At 52.8% G+C, this 20,856-nt stretch carries 13 protein-coding genes and 1 pseudogene; 5 read left to right on the top strand and 9 right to left on the bottom strand.

The features are described from left to right. Positions 1-544 precede the first annotated feature (544 nt). Positions 545-1,996 (bottom strand): xylulokinase, encoded by a 1,452-nt coding sequence (xylB, locus tag UC15_RS16255; protein ID WP_112289403.1) that lies wholly within the window; start codon positions 1,994-1,996, stop codon positions 545-547. A 91-nt stretch (positions 1,997-2,087) separates the two neighbouring features. Beyond that, positions 2,088-3,407, bottom strand: a complete 1,320-nt coding sequence (gene xylA, locus UC15_RS16250) for a xylose isomerase (RefSeq protein WP_112289402.1) — start codon at positions 3,405-3,407, stop codon at positions 2,088-2,090. Positions 3,408-3,789: 382 nt separating this feature from the next. Between xylA and xylF the strand changes: the two genes are divergently transcribed. The 4 genes from xylF to xylR all read left to right on the top strand — a co-directional run bounded on the left by xylF (position 3,790) and on the right by xylR (position 8,947). Beyond that, on the top strand, positions 3,790-4,782 hold the full coding sequence (gene xylF / locus UC15_RS16245) for a D-xylose ABC transporter substrate-binding protein (RefSeq protein WP_112289401.1): 993 nt from the start codon (positions 3,790-3,792) through the stop codon (positions 4,780-4,782). 65 nt (positions 4,783-4,847) lie between these two features. Further along, positions 4,848-6,389 carry a xylose ABC transporter ATP-binding protein gene (locus UC15_RS16240; RefSeq protein ID WP_112289400.1) on the top strand — a complete coding sequence of 514 codons (1,542 nt, stop codon included), beginning with the start codon at positions 4,848-4,850 and terminating at the stop codon, positions 6,387-6,389. Then, positions 6,382-7,581 carry a xylose ABC transporter permease XylH gene (gene xylH / locus UC15_RS16235; protein ID WP_112289399.1) on the top strand — a complete coding sequence of 400 codons (1,200 nt, stop codon included), beginning with the start codon at positions 6,382-6,384 and terminating at the stop codon, positions 7,579-7,581. Before UC15_RS16240 ends, xylH begins: the two co-directional genes overlap by 8 nt. Before the next feature lie 178 nt (positions 7,582-7,759). Then, positions 7,760-8,947, top strand: coding sequence for a D-xylose utilization transcriptional activator XylR (gene xylR / locus UC15_RS16230; RefSeq protein WP_112289398.1), 1,188 nt, complete (start codon positions 7,760-7,762; stop codon positions 8,945-8,947). Positions 8,948-9,006: 59 nt separating this feature from the next. On the opposite strand, the pseudogene UC15_RS26255 reads toward xylR, so the two are convergent. The 4 genes and pseudogenes from UC15_RS26255 to UC15_RS16210 all read right to left on the bottom strand — a co-directional run bounded on the left by UC15_RS26255 (position 9,007) and on the right by UC15_RS16210 (position 15,823). Next, positions 9,007-10,430 (bottom strand): annotated as a pseudogene (locus UC15_RS26255) (DUF1996 domain-containing protein). A 248-nt stretch (positions 10,431-10,678) separates the two neighbouring features. Then, positions 10,679-13,003, bottom strand: a complete 2,325-nt coding sequence (gene yicI, locus UC15_RS16220; RefSeq protein ID WP_112289397.1) for an alpha-xylosidase — start codon at positions 13,001-13,003, stop codon at positions 10,679-10,681. 177 nt (positions 13,004-13,180) lie between these two features. Beyond that, on the bottom strand, positions 13,181-14,548 hold the full coding sequence (locus UC15_RS16215; RefSeq protein WP_112289396.1) for a glycoside-pentoside-hexuronide family transporter: 1,368 nt from the start codon (positions 14,546-14,548) through the stop codon (positions 13,181-13,183). Positions 14,549-14,749: 201 nt separating this feature from the next. After that, positions 14,750-15,823: a sugar ABC transporter substrate-binding protein gene (locus UC15_RS16210; RefSeq protein ID WP_112289395.1), complete on the bottom strand. Its 1,074-nt coding sequence runs from the start codon at positions 15,821-15,823 to the stop codon at positions 14,750-14,752. Positions 15,824-16,120: 297 nt separating this feature from the next. Between UC15_RS16210 and UC15_RS16205 the strand changes: the two genes are divergently transcribed. Next, positions 16,121-17,272: a PQQ-dependent sugar dehydrogenase gene (locus UC15_RS16205; protein ID WP_112289394.1), complete on the top strand. Its 1,152-nt coding sequence runs from the start codon at positions 16,121-16,123 to the stop codon at positions 17,270-17,272. An 83-nt stretch (positions 17,273-17,355) separates the two neighbouring features. Here the strand turns inward: UC15_RS16205 and UC15_RS16200 are convergent, their stop codons facing one another. The 3 genes from UC15_RS16200 to UC15_RS16190 all read right to left on the bottom strand — a co-directional run bounded on the left by UC15_RS16200 (position 17,356) and on the right by UC15_RS16190 (position 20,824). Continuing rightward, positions 17,356-17,976: a glutathione S-transferase family protein gene (locus tag UC15_RS16200; protein WP_112289393.1), complete on the bottom strand. Its 621-nt coding sequence runs from the start codon at positions 17,974-17,976 to the stop codon at positions 17,356-17,358. A gap of 146 nt (positions 17,977-18,122) precedes the next feature. Further along, positions 18,123-19,406 (bottom strand): MFS transporter, encoded by a 1,284-nt coding sequence (locus UC15_RS16195; protein ID WP_112289392.1) that lies wholly within the window; start codon positions 19,404-19,406, stop codon positions 18,123-18,125. Next, entirely contained in the window at positions 19,403-20,824 is a 1,422-nt protein-coding gene (locus tag UC15_RS16190; protein WP_112289391.1) for a M20 family metallopeptidase, read from the bottom strand. The genes UC15_RS16195 and UC15_RS16190 overlap by 4 nt, the downstream gene beginning before the upstream one ends. Positions 20,825-20,856: the final 32 nt, after the last annotated feature.

Below are 20,856 nucleotides of genomic sequence, written 5' to 3'. Positions count from 1 at the left end.
TTGGGTTGCCACCCAAACCGGCCTTAAGGTCAAATCAAGGTCGTGGGCGTCGGCCCACACCGACCAGAGACCCGGTAACGCGCGGGCCTCTGGACTCCGCGCTTTTTTCACTGCGCGCTGTCGCGGGTATGACGGACATGTTCTGGCGCATTGGTGAGTGGCGCAAATCCAGGTGCTTCGCACTGCCTTCTCTCGGTCTTCAAGCCATAGGTCTTGAAGCCGCTCCGTTCAGCTGAATTTTAATCACGCCAGTCAACTTTTCTAAAAGATGAAAACAATCTGTCTTTGAATTTAAGATCATGCGGGCGTTTCAGAAAGCTTGCTGAATGAGAGGTTGCAGACCCAAGGCTGCAATCCCGAAATGAAGGGACCGCGCAGCGGCAAGATTTCCAGCCTGTCGCTGCGATACCTGAAACATAGCCAGCGAGCGGAGCGCGCAGTGAAAGAGCCGGAGATTCCTAAGAGGCGCGGCGATAGGCGCCTCTTAGGGCCGGTTTGGGTGGCAACCCAAGGTCTTGACCTGAAGCTGCCTTGTAATGGCCAATTACATCAACCCTTCAAGCCTCACATATAACTCCCTGAAGACTTTCCTCCGCTCCGCATATGCCGTGTTCTTAACACTGTCTGGTTCATGCACTTGCTCAAGTGCCAGCTCCGGCAGGAACTGTTCCAGCGGTTTACCCGCATTCATCGCAATTTGCGCCAGACGCGCTGCGCCCAATGCCGGACCGACATCGCCGCCGGTGCGGTATTCCAGCGTCTTACCGCTGATATCCGCCAGCATTTGCCGCCAGTAAGGGCTTCGGGCACCGCCGCCAATCAGCGTGATGCTGTGCGGTTTCAGACCGGTTGCGTGCAACACGTCCATTCCGTCTGCCAGGGCGAATCCCACACCTTCGAGCACCGCGCGGGCAATATCGGCAGGGCCGTGCTGATGGGTCAGGCCAAACAACGTTCCCCTGGCATTCGGATTATTGTGCGGCGTGCGTTCACCGGACAGATACGGCAGGAACCAGACCGGAGAGTCCGCCGGTTGAGTTTTCTGAGCCAGAGTGATCAGTTCACCCACTGAAGCGGTGCCGGTCAGATTCGCGGCCCAGTCCAGACAGGATGCGGCACTGAGCATAACCGACATCAGATGCCAGGTGTCCGGCAGCGCGTGGCAGAAACTGTGTACCGCCTGTTGCGGATTACTCAGAAATCCGTCGCTGACCGCGAAATACACGCCGGACGTGCCAAGAGAAAGCATCGCCTGACCCGTTTTGTATAACCCGACACCTACCGCGCCAGCGGCATTATCGCCGCCACCGGCGATGACTGGCACACAATCCATTCCCCAGCGGGAAGCGAGTTCCGGCAGTAACTGACCGGTAATCTGATTGCCTTCGAAAAGCTCCGGCATGTGTTTACGCGTCAGGCCGGTTGCGCTGAGCATTTTGTCACTCCAGTCGCGTTTCGCTACGTCGAGCCACATCGTGCCTGCGGCGTCAGACATATCTGAAGCAAAAACGCCGGTCATCAGCCAGCGAAGATAATCTTTGGGCAGCAATACTTTGTCTATTTTCGCGAACAACTCGGGTTCGTTTTCGCGCAACCAGAGCAGTTTTGGTGCCGTAAAGCCGGGCATCATCAGGTTGCCGGTTATCTGGCGGGAGTCCGGGAGTTCCGCTTCCAGTTTCCCGCACTGGCTGAAACTGCGGCCATCGTTCCATAAAATTGCCGGACGCAGAACCTGATGCTTTGCATCAAGAACCGTGGCGCCATGCATCTGCCCCGTCAGGCCGACCGCTTTAACACTTTGCAGGGCATGTTGCTTAGATAATGCAGAAACTGCGCGGTCTGTTGCAGTCCACCAGTCGGCCGGATTTTGCTCAGACCACAAAGGATGGGGACGGGAAAGGGTTAACGCCTCACTGTGGCTGGCGACCACCCGACCTTCTTCGCTAAGCAAAATGGCTTTGACGCCAGACGTGCCGAGATCTATTCCGAGATACATATTTTTCCCTTTTCTGTTAACCCGTTTCCAGAACGATTTACGCCCTGCGATTCCGCACAAAGCGGGCAGGGCGTCAGCTTATTTTACAACATTAACCAAACAGATAACGGTTAACCAGATTCTCCAGACGTTCCTGCTGGCCGCTCTGATGCTGAGGTGCCAGCGCGTTTTGTTGCGCGTAGTTGCTCAGGGATTCCAGAGACATTTTGCCTTGCAGGATCTGCTGACCCAGTTCTGTATTCCAGCCTGCGTAACGCTGTGCTACGTGTTTATCCAGTTCACGGCTTTCAATCATACGGGCCGCCACTTTCAACGCCAGCGCCATGGTATCCATGCCACCAATATGGCCGTAGAACAGATCATATTTGTCGGTGCTCTGACGACGCACCTTAGAGTCGAAGTTCAGACCACCGGTGGTGAAACCGCCGGCTTTGATGATTTCATACATCACCAGCGCGTTTTCTTCCACGCTGTTCGGGAACTGGTCAGTGTCCCAGCCGCATTGCGGGTCACCGCGGTTAGCATCGACGGAACCAAAGATCCCAAGGGCAATGGCGTTGGCAATTTCATGATGGAATGAGTGACCTGCCAGCGTCGCGTGGTTCGCCTCGATATTTACTTTGATCTCTTTTTCCAGACCAAACTGTTTAAGGAACCCGTAAACGGACGCCACGTCATAATCATACTGATGCTTGGTCGGCTCCTGCGGTTTTGGCTCAATCAGCAGGGTGCCCTGGAAACCAATTTTGTGTTTGTGCTCAACCACCATTTGCATGAAGCGACCCAGTTGTTCACGTTCCTGACGCAGATCGGTATTGAGCAGTGTTTCATAACCTTCGCGGCCACCCCACAACACATAGTTTTCACCGCCGAGCTGTTTAGTGGCGTTCATCGCATGAACAACCTGCGTCGCTGCCCAGGTATAAATTTCAGGATTTGGATTGGTTGCCGCACCCGCGCCGTAACGTGGATTGGTAAAGCAGTTCGCGGTGCCCCACAGCAGTTTAACGCCGCTGGCTTCCTGTTTTCGCGCCAGAACATCGGTCATCACGGCAAAATTATTGATGTATTCTTTAATCGTCGCGCCTTCCGGCGAGACATCAACATCGTGGAAGCAGTAGTAAGGCACATTGAGTTTCTGGAAGAATTCGAACGCCACATCTGCTTTACGTTTCGCCAGCTCCAGCGCATCGCCGGGTTGTTGCCACGGACGATCAAATGCGCCCACGCCGAACATATCATTGCCGTTCCAGCAGAATGTGTGCCAGTAGCAGGCTGCGAAACGCAGATGCTCAGCCATCGTTTTGCCGAGGATGACTTCTTCAGGATTGTAATGACGGAATGCCAGCGGATTAGTGCTGTTAGCACCTTCGTAGCGAACGGCGTCAAGCTTGTCGAAATATGCGTGCATTGAAAACTCCTTGAAAACGGGCCCAGCGGGACTGGGTAGCTGAAGCTCTATCTTCGGAGGAGATGTTAAATCCCACAATTACGTTATTTCACACTCAATTTAATAGAATTATTAAGTGTGCGGTAGATCGCATAAATAAGCAGTTTTCTTCATGATTTTTATTAAGCTTCCACGATGTCTCGATAATAAAAAGTCTTATCGTGCGCGTATTACAGGCAAACCATGATCCCCATCATAATTCCTGAAATAAACAAAAAATCGTAATGCAGTGATTAAAATCTGCAATTGCCGATTAATTACCCAGCGACAACAATCCTTGTGTCATTGCTGTACGAACTCTTCTGTATCTGCCTCTACTTATTCTTATAAAAGGTCTGACATGATGAAAATGAATAAAATAATTCTTTCTGCCTGTGCCACATTAGTGCTTTTCAGCCAGTCAGGGTTGGCGAAAGAAATTAAAATTGGTATGGCTATTGATGACTTACGTTTAGAACGCTGGCAAAAAGACCGTGATATTTTTGTGGCTAAAGCCAAAACGCTCGGTGCCGATGTTTTTGTTCAGTCTGCGAATGGTAATGAAGAAACCCAAATGGCGCAGATTGAAAATATGATCAACCGTGGCGTCGATGTGCTGGTGATCATTCCTTATAACGGACAAGTGCTGAGTAATGTTATTGCCGAAGCCAAACAGGAAGGCATAAAAGTGCTGGCGTATGACCGCATGATTAACAACGCCGACATTGATTTTTATATCTCTTTTGATAATGAAAAGGTGGGTGAACTTCAGGCGCAAAGTCTGGTTGAACGCGTACCCCAAGGCAATTATTTCCTGATGGGCGGCTCGCCGGTGGATAACAACGCCAAGCTTTTCCGCGCCGGTCAGATGAAAGTGCTCAATCCGTTAATCAAAGAGGGCAAGATAAAAGTGGTGGGTGATCAATGGGCTGATGGCTGGTTGCCTGAAAATGCCCTGAAGATTATGGAAAACGCGCTGACTGCCAACAACAACAAAATCGATGCCGTCATCGCCTCCAACGATGCGACCGCCGGTGGTGCGGTGCAGGCGTTATCTGCACAGGGTCTGGCAGGTAAAGTCGCGATCTCCGGTCAGGATGCTGATCTTGCGGCGATCAAACGTATCGAAGCGGGTACGCAGACCATGACGGTTTACAAACCCATCACCAAACTGGCCAATGATGCTGCCGAAATTGCCGTGCAGTTAGGTAAAGGTGAAACGCCAAAATCTAATGCGACATTAAATAACGGTAAAAAAGAAGTGCCTTCGTATTTATTAACACCGATTCAGGTGGATAAAAATAATATTGATAGCACCGTGGTGGCTGACGGTTTCCATAAGAAATCTGATCTTTAATTTTTCAATATTTTTCTACGAAAACAACACTTCCTTTTGACGTGTTGTTTTTGCTGGAGGTAAACATGCCAGATCAATATGAAAAATTACCCCTGCTGGATATGCGAAATATCACCAAGAAATTTGGTGCGGTAAAAGCGGTTGATAATATTAGTCTGACGCTGGCCGCAGGCGAAGTGTTATCCCTGTGCGGCGAGAACGGGTCCGGAAAATCGACATTAATGAAAGTATTGTGCGCAATTTATCCGCACGGAACTTTTGAGGGAGAAATTTATTTTTCAGGTGAACGACTTACTGCAAAAGGTATTCGTGATACCGAACAAAAAGGGATTGCGATAATTCATCAGGAGCTAGCGCTGGTAAAACAACTGAGCGTGCTGGAAAACATGTTTTTGGGCAATGAGTGGGGCAGCTTTGGCATGCTCGATACCGATAAAATGTATCTGCGCTGTCAGCGTATGCTGGCGCAGGTCAAACTCGATATCGATCCGCATACGCTGGTGGGCGAACTGGGATTAGGGCAGCGGCAGCTGGTTGAAATTGCTAAAGCCCTCAACAAGCAGGTGCGTTTGCTGGTGCTTGACGAACCCACGGCGTCTCTCACTGAAAGTGAAACCGCGATTTTGCTCGATATTATCCGCGATTTGCGCCATCACGATATCGCCTGCATTTACATTTCCCACAAACTGAACGAAGTGAAAGCTATCTCCGACAAACTTTGCGTCATTCGTGATGGACGTCATATCGCCACCTGCAATGCGGCCGGCACGTCGGAAAAGGACATCATCGCTATGATGGTGGGCCGCGAACTCACTGAGTTATTCCCCCCGCGTGAGCGGCAGATGGGTAATGAAATTTTGCGCATTGAAAACCTCACTGCGTGGCATCCGGTGAATCGCCACATAAAGCGGGTGGATAACGCCGGTTTTACGCTGCGTCAGGGCGAAGTGCTGGGCGTCGCAGGCCTGGTCGGTGCAGGCAGAACAGAAATGATGGAGTGCCTTTTCGGTGTTTATCCGGGGCGCTGGTCAGGAGATGTCTGGCTCGAAGGTCATAAAGTGCAGATTACCGATTGCCGTGATGCCATGCGCCGTGGCCTGGCGATGGTGCCCGAAGACCGCAAACGCGACGGCATCGTGCCGGTGATGGCGGTGGGCAGCAATATCACGCTGGCAGCGCTGAGCCAGTTCAGCGGTGGCGGCGTTCTGCGTGAAGCGCAGGAACAGCACACCATCAGCGAATCGGTGAAACAACTAAAAATCAAAACATCTTCTCCCGAGCTGGCAATCGGAAGGCTCAGCGGCGGCAATCAACAAAAAGCCATTCTGGCGCGTTGCCTGCTGCTGAAACCCAAAATCTTAATTCTTGATGAACCTACACGCGGAATCGATGTGGGAGCAAAACATGAAATCTACAAACTGATCGGCCAGCTTGCGGCACAGGGAATGGCAATCATCGTTATCTCATCAGAGTTACCCGAAGTGCTTGGACTGAGTGACCGCGTCGTGGTGATGCATCTCGGGCAGGTGAAAGCCTGCCTGGAAAATAACAATTTAAGTCAGGAGCAGGTCATGGAAGCCGCATTGAGGAGTGAAGCTTATGTCTAAATTTCCCCAGCCAGGGGCCCCTTCCGCCGCCGTCAACGAGAGCGGCTCAGAGGCTACATTGTCGGTAAAAAAACTGAAAAATATTAACCTGCAAGTTTTTGTCATGCTGGCGGCGATTGCGGTGATTATCGTGTTTTTCAGCGTGACCACCGACGGCGCGTATATCAGCGCGCGTAACGTTTCTAATTTGCTGCGGCAGACCGCCATTACCGGCATTCTGGCCGTCGGCATGGTGTTCGTGATTATTTCTGCGGAAATCGACCTGTCCGTCGGCTCGATGATGGGTTTACTCGGCGGCGTGGCGGCGATTTTTGACGTCTGGCTCGGCTGGCCGTTGCCACTGACCATCGTGGTGACGCTGACGCTTGGATTGTTGCTTGGCGCATGGAACGGCTGGTGGGTGGCGTACCGTAAGGTGCCGTCATTTATCGTCACGCTGGCAGGGATGCTGGCGTTTCGTGGCATTCTGATTGGTATCACCAGCGGCACCACGGTGTCGCCGACAACGCCTGCGATGTCGCTGATTGGTCAAAGCTACCTGCCAGATACCTTAGGTTTTGGTATCGGTGCAGTGGCACTGGCGCTGTTTATCGGCTGGCAATGGCACCGGCGTAAACAACGTGCAGCTCTAGGGTTGCCGGTGAGCGCGGCTAAAAACGATGTCACCCGTCAGGTACTGACGGCCATCATTGCGCTGGGTGCGATATATCTGCTCAACGACTATCGCGGCGTGCCAACACCGGTGCTGATTCTGGTCGCGCTGATGCTGGGTGGCATGTTTATGGCGTCCCGCACCTCATTTGGTCGTCGTATTTATGCCATTGGTGGCAACATCGAAGCGGCGCGGTTATCAGGCGTGAACGTTGAGCGCAGCAAGCTGGCGGTATTTGCTATAAACGGACTGATGGTCGCTATCGCCGGTCTGATCCTCAGTTCACGTTTGGGCGCGGGTTCGCCATCGGCGGGTAATATTGCCGAACTGGATGCCATTGCCGCCTGCGTTATTGGTGGAACCAGCCTGGCGGGTGGGGTGGGGAGTGTTGCGGGTGCCGTAATGGGCGCTTTCATCATGGCATCGCTGGATAACGGCATGAGTATGCTGGACGTGCCAACGTTCTGGCAGTACATCGTCAAAGGCGCGATCCTGCTGCTGGCGGTCTGGATGGATTCGGCCACCAAGAGACGCGCATAAATCCACCGCTGTGGCGGTGATTATAAGAGGCAATGCAGGAAAACCTGAGGAACCTCACATAATCACTATGCCAAATCAACCTAAGCCATTGCGCTGTGCTATTGACCAACGCAATCAGCCTCATTCAGTTAGCGCAATGAATGAGGCTTAGTCTATTAGAAACCGGTGAGAGACAGGCATGTTTGAGAAACGTTATCGGATCACTCTGTTATTTAACGCTAACAAAGTTTACGACCGTCAGGTAGTAGAAGGCGTGGGTGAGTATTTGCAGGCCTCACAAAGCGACTGGGATATTTTCATTGAAGAGGATTTCCGCTGCCGTATAGATAATATTAAAGACTGGCTCGGCGATGGCGTCATTGCTGATTTTGACGACAGGGAAATCGAGACGTTGCTTAAGGATCTCAACGTTCCTATCGTCGGCGTCGGCGGTTCTTATCATCAGGAAGACGATTATCCGCCAGTGCATTACATCGCCACCGACAACTACGCGCTGGTTGAAGCGGCCTTTATGCATCTCAAAGAGAAAGGTATCAACCGCTTCGCATTTTATGGTTTACCTGATGCGGGCGGGAAACGCTGGGCACAGGAGCGCGAGCATGCCTTCAAAAAACTGGTATCGGCCGAGCAATATCAGGGTGTGGTGTATCAGGGGATGGAAACCGCGCCGGAAAACTGGCAGCACGCGCAAAACCGGCTGGCCGACTGGATCCAGACCTTGCCGCAGCAAACCGGCATTATTGCCGTCACCGATGCCCGGGCACGGCATCTGTTGCAAGTCTGTGAGCATCTGAATATTCCGGTGCCGGAAAAGCTCAGTGTCATCGGCATTGATAACGAAGAACTGACGCGGTATTTGTCGCGTGTGGCGTTGTCTTCGGTGGTACAGGGGACGCGGCAGATGGGATACCGGGCGGCAAAACTCCTGCATCAGTTGCTGGATCAGCGCGATTTACCGTTACAGCGCATTCTGGTGCCACCGGTGAAAGTGGTTGAGCGCCGTTCAACTGATTTCCGTTCTTTGCGCGATCCGGCGGTTATCCAGGCCATGCACTATATCCGTTATCACGCCTGTAAAGGGATTAAGGTAGAGCAGGTTCTTGATGCCATCGGGATGTCGCGTTCGAACCTGGAAAAACGCTTTAAAGATGAAACCGGGCAAACAATCCACGGTGTGATCCACGAAGAGAAACTCGACCGGGCGCGCAATCTGCTGGCGGCGACGTCGATTTCAATTAATGAGATCTCGCAGATGTGCGGCTATCCGTCGCTGCAATATTTCTATTCGGTATTCAAAAAAGGCTACGAAATGACGCCGAAAGAATACCGGAGTATTCACGGCGAAAGTGTCTATCAGGACGTTTAGAAACCACATAAAAAAAGCCCCGTTGTGAGGGCAACGGGGCAAGGCAGACCTTCCGCTTTTTAAGGTTCGACGACCTTTTGATAACCGGCAAGCATCAGAACCGGCGGCTTACCGCTTTCTTTTGCTTCGACACTGATGGTGCGGCCGGTACGTTCACCGCCTATGTAATACGCCACTTCGGTTTGCCCTGCAGCAATAGCTGCTCGGACGGCTTTATCGACATCGACATAGCGGAATTGCTGAACGTTATCCATATACAAGCTGGCATCCGCAGTATATTTGAACGACGGTTTGTTATTCCAGTTCACTGTATTTTCATCCCAGCCATCAGGTGTGGTTGGGTAGAAGAAAATAGTAAAGGCACTTGTATCAGAAATATTTCCATTATAGATGCGGATTTTATATTTAAAGCTTACGCCGGGGTAATCATCCACATTTGGCGGTAAAGCGGGGATTTTGAATTTAATTAATGCCAGCATTTGTTTATGATAATCGCGGCTGGAGTTTCTCCAGTCATCCTGCACTAATAATGTCGGGACGCTGCCATAATTGTTTTCGGCATCGGTTTGATTGCTGACATAGGTATCAGCTTCTGCATCGGTATAGCTGTAAGGGATATTCGTCGAACATTCCATAGAATAATTCATACAACGGTCAGCCATGAATTTGGTTGCATCTTCTGTCCACCCATTCATGAAATCACCATGGGCGGTATAAATACTGCCCCAGAGTGGTGTCAGCTGACGTCAATCATCTGAGGATCCAGTGATAACTTGATTTTACTGACATCCAGCGATTGGATCTGAGGAAGGACATACGCAATGTTCATATTCACTGAGGCAATTTTGACAGGATGGTCGGCCGGACACTTCCCTGAATTATCGCTGTAGACGGCATTTTTCGTGCCCTTGGCTTTCAGGTTGACACCATCCCAGCAGTTAGGAAACATCACAGCAATATTGAACTGCACGGCGTCGCCAGCGGAGCGCAGGCCGCAGGTCTGGTCGGCGGTGTGGTTGTAACCATTGCCATTTGCGCATAAGAAATTAACCTGAGGATTCGGCCCCGAGCCCCGGTGATCACCCGCCAGTAACTGCAAACCGTGCGGATAAGCGGTGATAGGGTACTGTGCAACATTATTTGCCTGATAATAAATTTTGATGTAGGCCGGGTTCACCACCTGACCATCAGGTAACATCATGGTCGGCGCCCAATAACCGGTGCTGTCCGCCGCGTTATTACAGGTTGTGCCTGAATGCAGGAGAAGGCTTTCTGCCGTAGAGAAGGCGTCGGTGGAGCGGTTGCCCACAAAATCATGGGACATTGCCATGCCTGGCATTCCGGGCATTAATATGGCGTCATCCGGTTTCATATGACTGAAACTACACACCACGTTAGCCTGTCCGTCAGCAGCCTGAACGGACGGTACCGATATTCCTGCACAACAGGCCAGCAGCAAAGAAAAATAAAATCTACATTTCATATTGACATCCTTAACGGCGCGGCAAGGGTATTTAAATATTGAGTCGTGTTTAAAGAAAGAAAGGATTTCCGCTGGAGTAACCGAGATGTTTTATTATTTCATTGCCAGTGAAACGTGCACGTAAAATAAGATGAAGAAGAAAAGAATGATTTGTTTTATAACGATGAGTACAAATGAGTGATGCTGAAATTGACGGGAATAAAAAACCCGCTACCTGTGGAGGTAGCGGGGGTGGTTAATGATAAATTTTATAAGGTAATCACCAATTCCCGACAGTCCGAGGCGGGCGTCAGCACGACTCCTTGTGAATCCGCTTTCTGATGTGCGCCGCAGATTTCACGCACGGTGCTCAGGTTACGCAGACACAGTGTCCATCCTGCAGCCTGGCCCTCCTGGGTCACTGTAATCACGCCATCCCGACGTTCGGCTTTCAGGTTGAAAACAGTTTTCCCGTTCAGATCCGTGATAGCACTTTCCGCTACCGCACCGTCTTCCAGTTCAAACAGATGGAATTCGGTTTGCTGGCTGTAATCGTAATCCGGCTTCTGGTCGTTACTGCCGAGTGCCAGCAACGTGTTCGGGCGGACATACAGCGGCAGGCTGTCAAAGCCGTGCTGCTGACGATGCCAGCGTGAACCTTCGGCGACTTCGTTACTCAGAAGATGCGTCCAGCGGCCCTGCGGCAGATAGAAATCGACGTCGCCTTCTTCGCTGAAGACCGGCGCAACCAGCAAATCATCGCCCAACATATACTGGCGGTCGAGATAATCGCAGGCCGGATCTTCCGGGAATTCCAGCATCATGGCGCGCATGACTGGCGTTCCGTGGCTGGCTGCCTGTGAAGACGCAGGATACAGATACGGCATCAGGCGGCATTTAAGTTGCGTAAACTGGCGCACGACATCACAGGCTTCATCGTCATAGACCCATGGCACACGATAGGATTTGCTGCCATGCAGACGGCTGTGACTTGATAGCAGGCCGAAAGCGCACCAGCGTTTGTAGATGTGCGCCGGAGCGGTATTTTCGAATCCACCGATATCGTGGCTCCAGAAACCGAAACCAGACAATCCGATAGATAACCCGCCGCGCAGGCTTTCCGCCATCGATTCGTAGGTAGCGTAACAGTCACCGCCCCAGTGAACCGGGAATTGCTGGGCACCGACCGATGCTGAACGGGCGAACAGCACGGCTTCCGATTCGCCGAGTTTGTCCTGCAATGTTTCGTACACCAGTTTGTTGTATACGAACGCGTAATGGTTGTGCATTTTCTGCGGGTCGCAGCCATCATGCCAGACCACGTCGGTCGGGATGCGCTCGCCGAAATCGGTTTTGAAACAGTCCACACCCATATCCACCAGACGTTTCAGATGTCCAGCATACCATTCGCAGGCCTGTGGATTAGTGAAATCCACAATGCCCATTCCGGCCTGCCATTTGTCCCATTGCCACACGCGGCCGTCCGGGCGCTTAAGCAGATAACCTTTTTCTTTGCCTTCATGGAACAGCGGTGATTTCTGACCAATATACGGGTTGATCCACACACAGATTTTCAGACCGCGCGCTTTCAGGCGCTGCAACATGCCCTGCGGATCCGGGAAGGTTTGAGGATCCCACTCGAAATCACACCACTGGAAGGCTTTCATCCAGAAGCAGTCGAAGTGGAAAACGTGCAACGGCAGCTGGCGTTCTGCCATGCCATCGATAAAGCTGTTCACCGTGGCTTCATCGTAATTGGTGGTGAAAGAGGTCGTCAGCCACAGTCCAAATGACCAGGCCGGCGGCAGCGCAGGGCGGCCGGTCAGACGGGTATAGCGGTCGAGCACTTTTTTCGGCGTCGGGCCATCAATGACGAAATATTCCAGATACTCGCCTTCCACGCTGAACTGCACTTTAGAGACTTTCTCCGAACCCACTTCAAAAGATACACATTCTGGATGATTCACCAGCACGCCATAGCCGCGGTTGGTGAGATAGAAGGGAATGTTTTTGTAGGATTGCTCCGTGCTGGTACCGCCATCGCGGTTCCAGGTTTCGACAGTCTGACCATTTTTAACCAGTGCGGTGAAACGCTCACCGAGACCGTAGACCGTTTCGCCGACGCCGAGATCCAGACGCTCCATCATGTAGGTTTTCTGCGAGTTCGCGTCCTGCACGTAGCCGTTAGATTTGGCGACACTGCCGGTTATCCGGCGTCCATTGCGCAGAAAATCCAGCGTCCAGTTATTGCCTTTGGTCACACGCACACAGAGGTCACCGCTGTGCAAAGCAGCGAATTCCTCGTTGTCTTCAAACCGCAATTCCGGTGTGTCGGATTGCAGCAGCGAATAGTGCGGGCCTTTATCGGTTTCGCCGTCAAAGTGGGTAATGCGCACACCAATAACACCGGTTTGCGGCGAGAAAAATCGCAGCGTGAACAGCGTTGAATCCAGCTGGCTGGCACGCTCTGACGCATCTTTCGGCGCGGCATAAATCACCATGTCGTTGCCTGAGCGCTGCACTTCAAACACCTGTAGCGGATGTGTCAGCGACAAACCATCTTGTATCAACCAGTTACCGTCACTGATTTTCATAATGAATTTCTCCTTTAGCCCTTCATCCTTCGCGCTGACTCTGCGTTGGCTGCCTTCGCCAACCCCGGTCACATACCTGTGTATGCTCCCGGGGATTTACTCAGTTGCCGCCTTGATTCAGCACGAATGATTTTGGGCATGTTCAGTTAAATCAATTTCAGTTTTTCAAAAACAAATTCATTTCATAAACTCTTGCTGATTACGGCGGATGCCCTGAGCCACTTCATCAAGAATGCGGCGCAGCAGCGGGGTGCGCAGAATGTAATAGCGTTTGCAGATGATGGCGCTCAGCAGATAGCAGACTGCCGGAACCAGAGTGAATAACGCGATAATGCTGGTCATGGTGGCCGCATTTTGAGTAGTGGCACCGGACTGATAACCGGAACCAGCCAGCATCCAGCCGATCATCGCGCCGGCCAGTGCCAGACCGAGTTTCAGCACAAACAGGGTACCGGCGAAACTGATACCCGTCAGACGCTTGCCGTCATTCCATTCGCCGTAATCGACGGTGTCGGACATCATCACCCACTGGATTGGCGTCACGAGCTGGTGCAGAACACCGATGACGAAGATGAAGATAAACATCAGTACGCTGCCGTTCACCGGCAGGAAGAACATGCCGATGCTCAGCACCGCCAGAATAGCGTTGGTCCACCAGAACACGCTGACTTTGCATTTCCAGTCAGTCAGCGGTTTAGCCAGTGCGCTGCCGAACAGGTTGCCGACCGAATACACGCCGAGGAACCAGGCGAACAGCACCGGATTGCCGAGAATATAAGTGACGTAATACATCATGGCGCCGCCGCGAACCGCGACCGCCATAATATTGAGGATGGTCAGCAGGCCGACAATGCGCCACTGATCGTTGTGCCAGATATCACGCAAATCTTCGCGCATGGTGCCGGTCGGTTTGCCCGGGTCGACACGTTCTTTGGTGGTCGCGAAACAGATCGCCAGCATGACGGCAGCGACAATTGCCAGTACCGCGATCCCGCCCTGATAGCCGAGTGCTTTATCTTCACCACCGATGTAATTCACCAGCGGCATCATCAGCACCGTACTCAGCATCCCGCCGGCGGTGGCCAGCACGAAGCGGTACGATTGCAACGAAATACGCTGTGTCGGGTCAGAAGTGATCACGCCACCCAGCGCGCAATAAGGGATATTCACCACGGTATACATCAGCGTCAGCAGCGTATAAGTGATGGCGGCGTAAATCATTTTGCCGGTCATGCTGAGCTCAGGCGTGGTGTAGGTAAAGACGCAGACGATACCGAACGGAATAGCACCGAACAGTACGTAAGGACGGAATTTCCCCCAGCGGGTGCGGGTGCGGTCGGCCAGTAATCCCATGCAGGGATCAGAAATTGCGTCCAGCGCGCGGGCGAGCAGGAACATGGTACCGACATAACCGGCCGGAATGCCGAAGATATCGGTATAAAAGAACATCATGTAAAGCATGACGTTATCGAAAATTATGTGACTGGCCGCATCGCCTAATCCATATCCAATCTTTTCCTTGACCGAAAGGATCTCAGTACTCATTGCTTCAATGTCCGTATGAAATGGGAGAGTAGGAGTTTTAACGTTTACAAGGCGTTGAGGCTATTGAGATTTTTGTTTCTGAAATTATGTTTCTTTATTTCTGTGATCGCGCGGGGTAAACGGGGAAAAGTTGAGCGGAACAAACGGGCGAAGTACTGAACAGCGAAGGAAAACCTCCCGTTTCCGGGAGGTCTGAGGCGGTTACTTTTTGTATTTTGCTTCCAGCGTTGCAAACCACGGCGCAGTGAAATCTTCAGATTTTCCCCAGCCCGGAATGATTTTACTCAGGCCGGTCACGTTGATGCCATCCGGCTGGCTGAGCAACAGGGATTGAGGAATGGTTTGTGCCGGGAATTCATAAGTGGCAGGCGTTTTCTCACCGGCAATTTTCAGGGCCACGATACGCAGGTTCACGGCGCCGATCAGCTGAGTATCGACAGCGGCGGTCATCTGCCATGGGCTGCCTTTTTCGCGCATCAGCTGAAGATCCTGATTCGACACGTCGATGCTGTAGAGTTTGATTTCAGTACGGCCATTCTCTTTCAGGGCCTTATATGCGCCCTGGCTGAAGGCATCCCATGCACCCCAGATTGCATCAATCTGACCTTTCGGGTATTTCGCCAGTATCGCGCCGACTTTGTTCGCCGTATCGCCCTGAACGTCAGATGACACCGCGCCGATAGACTCCAGCTGATGAATACCCGGATTCTCTTTCAGAATGGCTTCGTAAGTTTTCTGGCGACGTTCCATTGGCGGGAAACCGGCTACCCACAATTTGACGATATTGGCTTTACCGTTGAAATCTTTCACCAGCTGACCCACAGACGCTTTTGCCAGTGAAGCATCGTCCTGACGAGTCACCGTGACGCCTGGAATATTCTCCGGCACTTCGGTATCAAAGGCAGACACCGCAATACCGGCAGCGGCGATGCGTTTCACCAGCGCTTCAGAGTAAGGTCCGCGACCTTGCGAAAGGATGATGCCGTCGTATTTCTGGCTGATGGCCTGATTGACGAAATCCTGGAATTTGGCGTCATCGCCGTTGCTCAGGAAGGTATCAACTTTGAACCCAAGCGCACGGCCTTGTTTGATGGCACCGGCCAGAAACTGGGTGGTGTTGTCGTCGGAGCCGAGATTACGGATAACCGCGATGCGCACAGGGCCGTTGTGCTGGGCAATGGTCGCCGGAACGGGCGCAGGCGTTTCACCGGCAGCGAAGGCGGGTACAGTTGAAAACAGGCTCAATGCCAGCAGGGATGCGGATATTTTTCTCATTATACTGTTCTCATTATATTGCTCTTATTATTAAAGAGGTCCGTCGGACGCGGTTTTTCTGGTGTCATTTTTAACTGAGGATGTACAGAAGTCTGTCTGTCCAGACGTCTATTTCGTCGAGGCAGTTTACCGGTATGTTAAGAAAGAGGGAACGCCTTGTTGTTATTATATTTCGGCCAGGCGTTATTCCTGTTGGTTATAGGGAACGAACCGTCGCACAGCAAAATCAGTCACATGGCCTAAACTGAAACTTCACCTCTGAATTTCATTATCAACAATGCCTCCGGGAGAAGCCTTATGTCCTTTTCTTTCCGCGACACATTATTGCCTGTTTTTACCCTTGTCCTGATATCCGCTCACGCCGGTGCCGCGCCGAAATCCCCGGTTCCGCCGTCAAAGGCTGGCGCACAAGTGACGGAACTGGCGAATGGCTTAGACCATCCCTGGTCGCTGGCTTTTTTGCCGGATAATCAGGGGGCGCTGATCACCGAACGTAGCGGACAGCTTCGTTTATGGAAGCCGGACGGCGGACTTTCTTCGCCGCTGAAGGGCGTGCCGCGCGTCTGGGTCAGCGGACAGGCCGGTTTGTGGGATGTGCGTTTATCGCCGGATTTTGCCAGCAATCGTCGGGTGTATCTGACCTTCTCGCAGCCGGGTGAAAAGGGCGAACCTCATGCTGCGCTCGGCTACGGCACATTGTTGGCGGATAATAAAACGCTGAGCAATTTTAAAGTGATCTTCATTCAGCAACCGGCCCTGCAAAGCGGTATCAATCTTGGCGGTCGCATGGCGTTTGATGATAAGGGCAATATTTATCTGTCCACCGGCGATAACAATCAGCGCATTAATGCCCAGCATCTGAATCAGCTACAGGGCAAGATTTTGCGTCTCACGCCGGAAGGTGGCATACCGCAGGACAATCCGTTTGTGCACGACAAGAATGCGAAGCCTGAAATCTGGACGTACGGCAACCGCAATCCGCAGGGGCTGGCCATCAATCCATGGAGCGGGGCGCTGTGGGAAACCGAACACGGGCCACGCGGTGGCGATGAAGTGAATTTTGCGCAGCCGGGGAAAAACTACGGCTGGCCGCTGGCGACGTTTGGGATTAACTATTCTGGTCAGCCGATCCCTGAAGCGAAAGGGACGACGCTGGCGGGTGCAGAAGATCCGATTTACTACTGGGAGGTGTCGCCTGCGCTGAGCGGAATGGCGTTCTATAACGCGCAGACATTCCCGCAGTGGAAAAACTCGCTTTTCGTCGGGGCGCTGGCGGGTGAATCACTGATCCGCCTGACGCTTGACGGCGATAAAGTCACCCATGAGGAACGGCTGCTCAGCGATCGTAAAGAGCGTATCCGTGAGGTGCAGATCGGCAGCGACGGGTTTGTGTATGTGCTGACGGATGAGAGCGACGGTAAGTTGCTGAAAGTTGCGCCACAAAACTGAAGTTATTTAAAGCAACAGGCGGTCAGAAATGACCGCCTGTTGCAGGTTAAATCCAAGCCAGGATTAACCGACGCGAACACCGGTCAGCTCAGGGGCAGCATCACGCGCTTACAGAAAGCCGGACGCTGCTGAAGTTGCTGATACCAGCGTTCCAGATTCGGATGCGCCTGACGTTCAATATCCAGGCGGAACCAGGTATAGGCGTAGCAGGCAACCGGAATATCCCCGATGCCGAACTGCTCACCGGAGAACCATTTTTGTTTCGCCAGCACGGCGTCGGCAATCGCCCAGTATTTTTCAAATGCCGCCATCCCCGCCGCGACCACCGACATATCGCGTTCTGCTTCTGGCGTGCGCACCAGCGTCAGGAACACCTGACGAAAAGGTACGGTCAGCGAGTTACTGCACCAGTCCAGCCATTTATCCGCCGCTGCCCGTTGTTGCAGATTGTCCGGCCAGAAGGCTTCTTCGCCGGAACGTTCTGCCAGATAGCGCAGAATGGCATTGGATTCCCACAACACGAAATCGTCGTCCTGCAGACAAGGCACCAGCCCGTTCGGGTTAAGCGACAGATAAAGCGGTTCATTGTTTTTGCCATACACGCCGCCGGCATTGATGTGCTGAAAGGTCACATTCAGTTCATCGAGCAGCCACAGTACTTTTTTGACATTGCTTGAATTTTCGCGGCCCCATAGGGTGAGCATCCGGAACTCCTTGTTTTTAATAGGGGAAAACAGAAGGTGTACATCTTTCTGGCTAAGACTATAGGCCACGGTCAGTGATTAAGCGACGTGAAAAAAGTAACACTCAGCAACAGGATCTCCCGCCGCTGAGTGCTGCTGAGACGAAATCAGCGCTGAGTTTTTTGTGCTTTAAACAGTGACCAGACGCTGAGCAGGGCGACAACCATCAGATAGTACCCCGGCGCCAGACTGCTGCCGGTGGCGGAGATCAGCAGCGTACAGATGAACGGTGCAAAACCACCGAAAACAGTCACCGCAACGTTGTAGCTGATCGCCATGCCGCTGGCGCGGGTGGTTATCGGGAACAAATCCGCCATCATCGATGGCACGGTAGAGAAATACACCGATTTCAGCAGTGCCAGCCAGCTAATCAGCAGCAGCAATGACATCGCCGACGTGTATTGCAGCATCAGCCAGAACGCCGGATAAATGGTCAGCAGCAACAGAATCAATGAGCCCCACATCAGCGGCAGGCGGCCAATTTTCTCTGCCCACAGCCCCATAAACGGCGTGACTACGGTCAGGATGATCCCGGCGGCCAACGTGGCGCTGAATCCGGCGGAAGCAGGCAGATGCAGCGTTTTGGTCGCGTATGTTGGAACATAGTTCAGCATGTAGTTGATGGCGGTAGACACCACCATCAGGCCGATGGCTGTAAAGAACAGACCTTTCTGTGAACGGACGATTTCTTTCAGCGGAGAGGCCGTCTTTTCGGCTTTACTGAAGCTTTCCGACTCTTTGATATGGCGGCGGATATACAACCCGACCGGGCCGATCAGCAGACCGAAAATAAACGGAATACGCCATCCCCAGTCCTGTAACTGCGTTTCGCTCAGGACGGCGGATAACCCCAGCCCGAAAGCCGAGGCCAGCAGCGTGCTGGCACCCTGCGTGGCGAACTGCCAGCTGGCGATAAACGCTTTACGCTCCGGAAAATGTTCGACCAGAAACGCCGTCGAACTGCCGAATTCCCCGCCTGCGGAAAACCCCTGAATCAGCCTGGCGGCCAGTATCAGCAGCGGTGCCGCCATGCCGATAGTGGCGTAAGAAGGTGTGATAACGATAATCAGCCCGCCGATCATCATCAGGCTGATGGACATCAGCAACGAGGCTTTGCGACCGTGTTTATCGGCGTAAGCACCCAGAACAATGGCACCCAGAGGGCGGATCAAAAATGAAACGCCGAAACTGCCAAATGCCAGCAGCAGGGAAACAGTTGGGTCGGACGTCGGGAAATATGCATGGGCGATATAGCTGGCGAAAAAGCCGTAAATGGCGATATCAAACCATTCCAGAGCATTGCCGATACAGGTCGCGAACAAGGTTTTCATCAGGCTGGGCTTTTCTGCCGCTGAGCCTGCGTGTTGAGATGTGGCGCTTAACTGGCTCATTTTGCACCTCCGGCGTGGGCAAGATGCTGTTCCAGCAGGCGGGTACCGCGCTCACCGAGATCCCACAAAAGATGAGTCATGATAGCCAGCCCCTCGCGGGCCACGGAAATCAGCATATGTTCGTTAACGCCATGCTGGCCGCAGGCCGGATAAGAGTGTGGAACCCAAAGCGTCGGCAAACCGAGAATGTCGGCAAAGACATCATTAGGCAGCGAACCGCCCAGATTTGGCAGCAATGCCGGTTTTTTGCCGGTTGTGTGTTGCATGATATCCAGCGCCCAGCCGACCAGCGGATCGGTTGGATCAAATCGTGTCGCCGGTGAGCCGCGTACAAATTCCACATCGACCTGCGGGAAACCGTGAGCATCCAGATGTGCGCGTACGTGCTCCGCCAGATTCTGCCAGTCGGTGCCGACCACAAACCGCAGCTGACAAACTGCTGTAGCATTGCCCGGAATAGCGTTCATCGGGCGCTGCGGATTACCTGTCAGGAACGACAGCACTTCCAGCGTATTCCACGCGTACAAACGCTCGGTTGGCGTCAGACCCGCTTCGCCCCAGTTCGGGTCGATTTGCGGATCGCTGGCACCACCACCCACATCGACATCACTGAGGATCTCACGGATAGCCTCGCTGACCGCCGGTGGTTTCAGTGCCGCAACCTGCAGCTGACCGTGCTGATTCACCAGCGACGCCAGCGCATTCGCCAGTTGTGTACCTGGGTTGGTGAGCAGACCGCCCCAGTTGCCGGAGTGATAGGCATTGTCGCGTGCGTTAATCGTCAGACGGAAATTCACCGCGCCCCGTGAGCCGAGGAATAATGTCGGGCGTTCTGCGCTCAGACGCGGACCGTCCGAGGCCAGAAAAATATCGGCGCTCAGTTCATCATGATAATCACGGCAAAGTTCAGCCAGCCCCGGAGAGCTGATTTCTTCGCCCATTTCAAACAGCAGTTTGCAGTTGAATCCCAGGCGGCCGCCGCGGGCTTTGAAAATCTGCTCCAGCGCGGCAATGTTGACGCTGTGCTGGCCTTTATTGTCGGCGCTGCCGCGTCCGTACCAGCGGTCACCTTCCTCTTTAAGCTCCCAGGGCGATAAATCCTGTCGCCAGTTTTCATCGTCGCCAAACACCACATCGCCATGGCCGTAACTCAGTACGGTCGGCAGGTTGCTGTCTTCAATGCGCGTGGCAATCAGAAAAGGACGATGTGAGGCATGAGGATTTTCCACGCTGAGCAGGCTGAAACCCATCGCGGAAAGTGTCGGTTTGATCTCTTCATCGAGATAGCGCGCCAGTTCTGCGTCGCGCTGATTACTCTGGCTTTCAGTCGCAATAGCGACCCTGCGTGCCAGAGTTCGTTTATATTCACCCTGATCGAACCAGGCCAGCGCCTGTTTAACGATATTTTCCGCTGTCATATGAAACCTGCTTGTAATTGTTTTGAGGATTT

This window comes from Rahnella sp. AN3-3W3 (assembly GCF_003263545.1).
Taxonomy (GTDB): domain Bacteria; phylum Pseudomonadota; class Gammaproteobacteria; order Enterobacterales; family Enterobacteriaceae; genus Rahnella; species Rahnella variigena.
This window is presented reverse-complemented; position numbering and strand designations above follow the sequence as displayed.

Bases quoted from the DNA above. Each gene is read 5' to 3' on its own strand.
- xylB (WP_112289403.1), bottom strand. From the start codon at position 1,996: ATGTATCTCGGAATAGATCTCGGCACGTCTGGCGTCAAAGCCATTTTG.
- xylA (WP_112289402.1), bottom strand. From the start codon at position 3,407: ATGCACGCATATTTCGACAAGCTTGACGCCGTTCGCTACGAAGGTGCT.
- xylF (WP_112289401.1), top strand. From the start codon at position 3,790: ATGAAAATGAATAAAATAATTCTTTCTGCCTGTGCCACATTAGTGCTT.
- UC15_RS16240 (WP_112289400.1), top strand. From the start codon at position 4,848: ATGCCAGATCAATATGAAAAATTACCCCTGCTGGATATGCGAAATATC.
- xylH (WP_112289399.1), top strand. From the start codon at position 6,382: ATGTCTAAATTTCCCCAGCCAGGGGCCCCTTCCGCCGCCGTCAACGAG.
- xylR (WP_112289398.1), top strand. From the start codon at position 7,760: ATGTTTGAGAAACGTTATCGGATCACTCTGTTATTTAACGCTAACAAA.
- yicI (WP_112289397.1), bottom strand. From the start codon at position 13,003: ATGAAAATCAGTGACGGTAACTGGTTGATACAAGATGGTTTGTCGCTG.
- UC15_RS16215 (WP_112289396.1), bottom strand. From the start codon at position 14,548: ATGAGTACTGAGATCCTTTCGGTCAAGGAAAAGATTGGATATGGATTA.
- UC15_RS16210 (WP_112289395.1), bottom strand. From the start codon at position 15,823: ATGAGAAAAATATCCGCATCCCTGCTGGCATTGAGCCTGTTTTCAACT.
- UC15_RS16205 (WP_112289394.1), top strand. From the start codon at position 16,121: ATGTCCTTTTCTTTCCGCGACACATTATTGCCTGTTTTTACCCTTGTC.
- UC15_RS16200 (WP_112289393.1), bottom strand. From the start codon at position 17,976: ATGCTCACCCTATGGGGCCGCGAAAATTCAAGCAATGTCAAAAAAGTA.
- UC15_RS16195 (WP_112289392.1), bottom strand. From the start codon at position 19,406: ATGAGCCAGTTAAGCGCCACATCTCAACACGCAGGCTCAGCGGCAGAA.
- UC15_RS16190 (WP_112289391.1), bottom strand. From the start codon at position 20,824: ATGACAGCGGAAAATATCGTTAAACAGGCGCTGGCCTGGTTCGATCAG.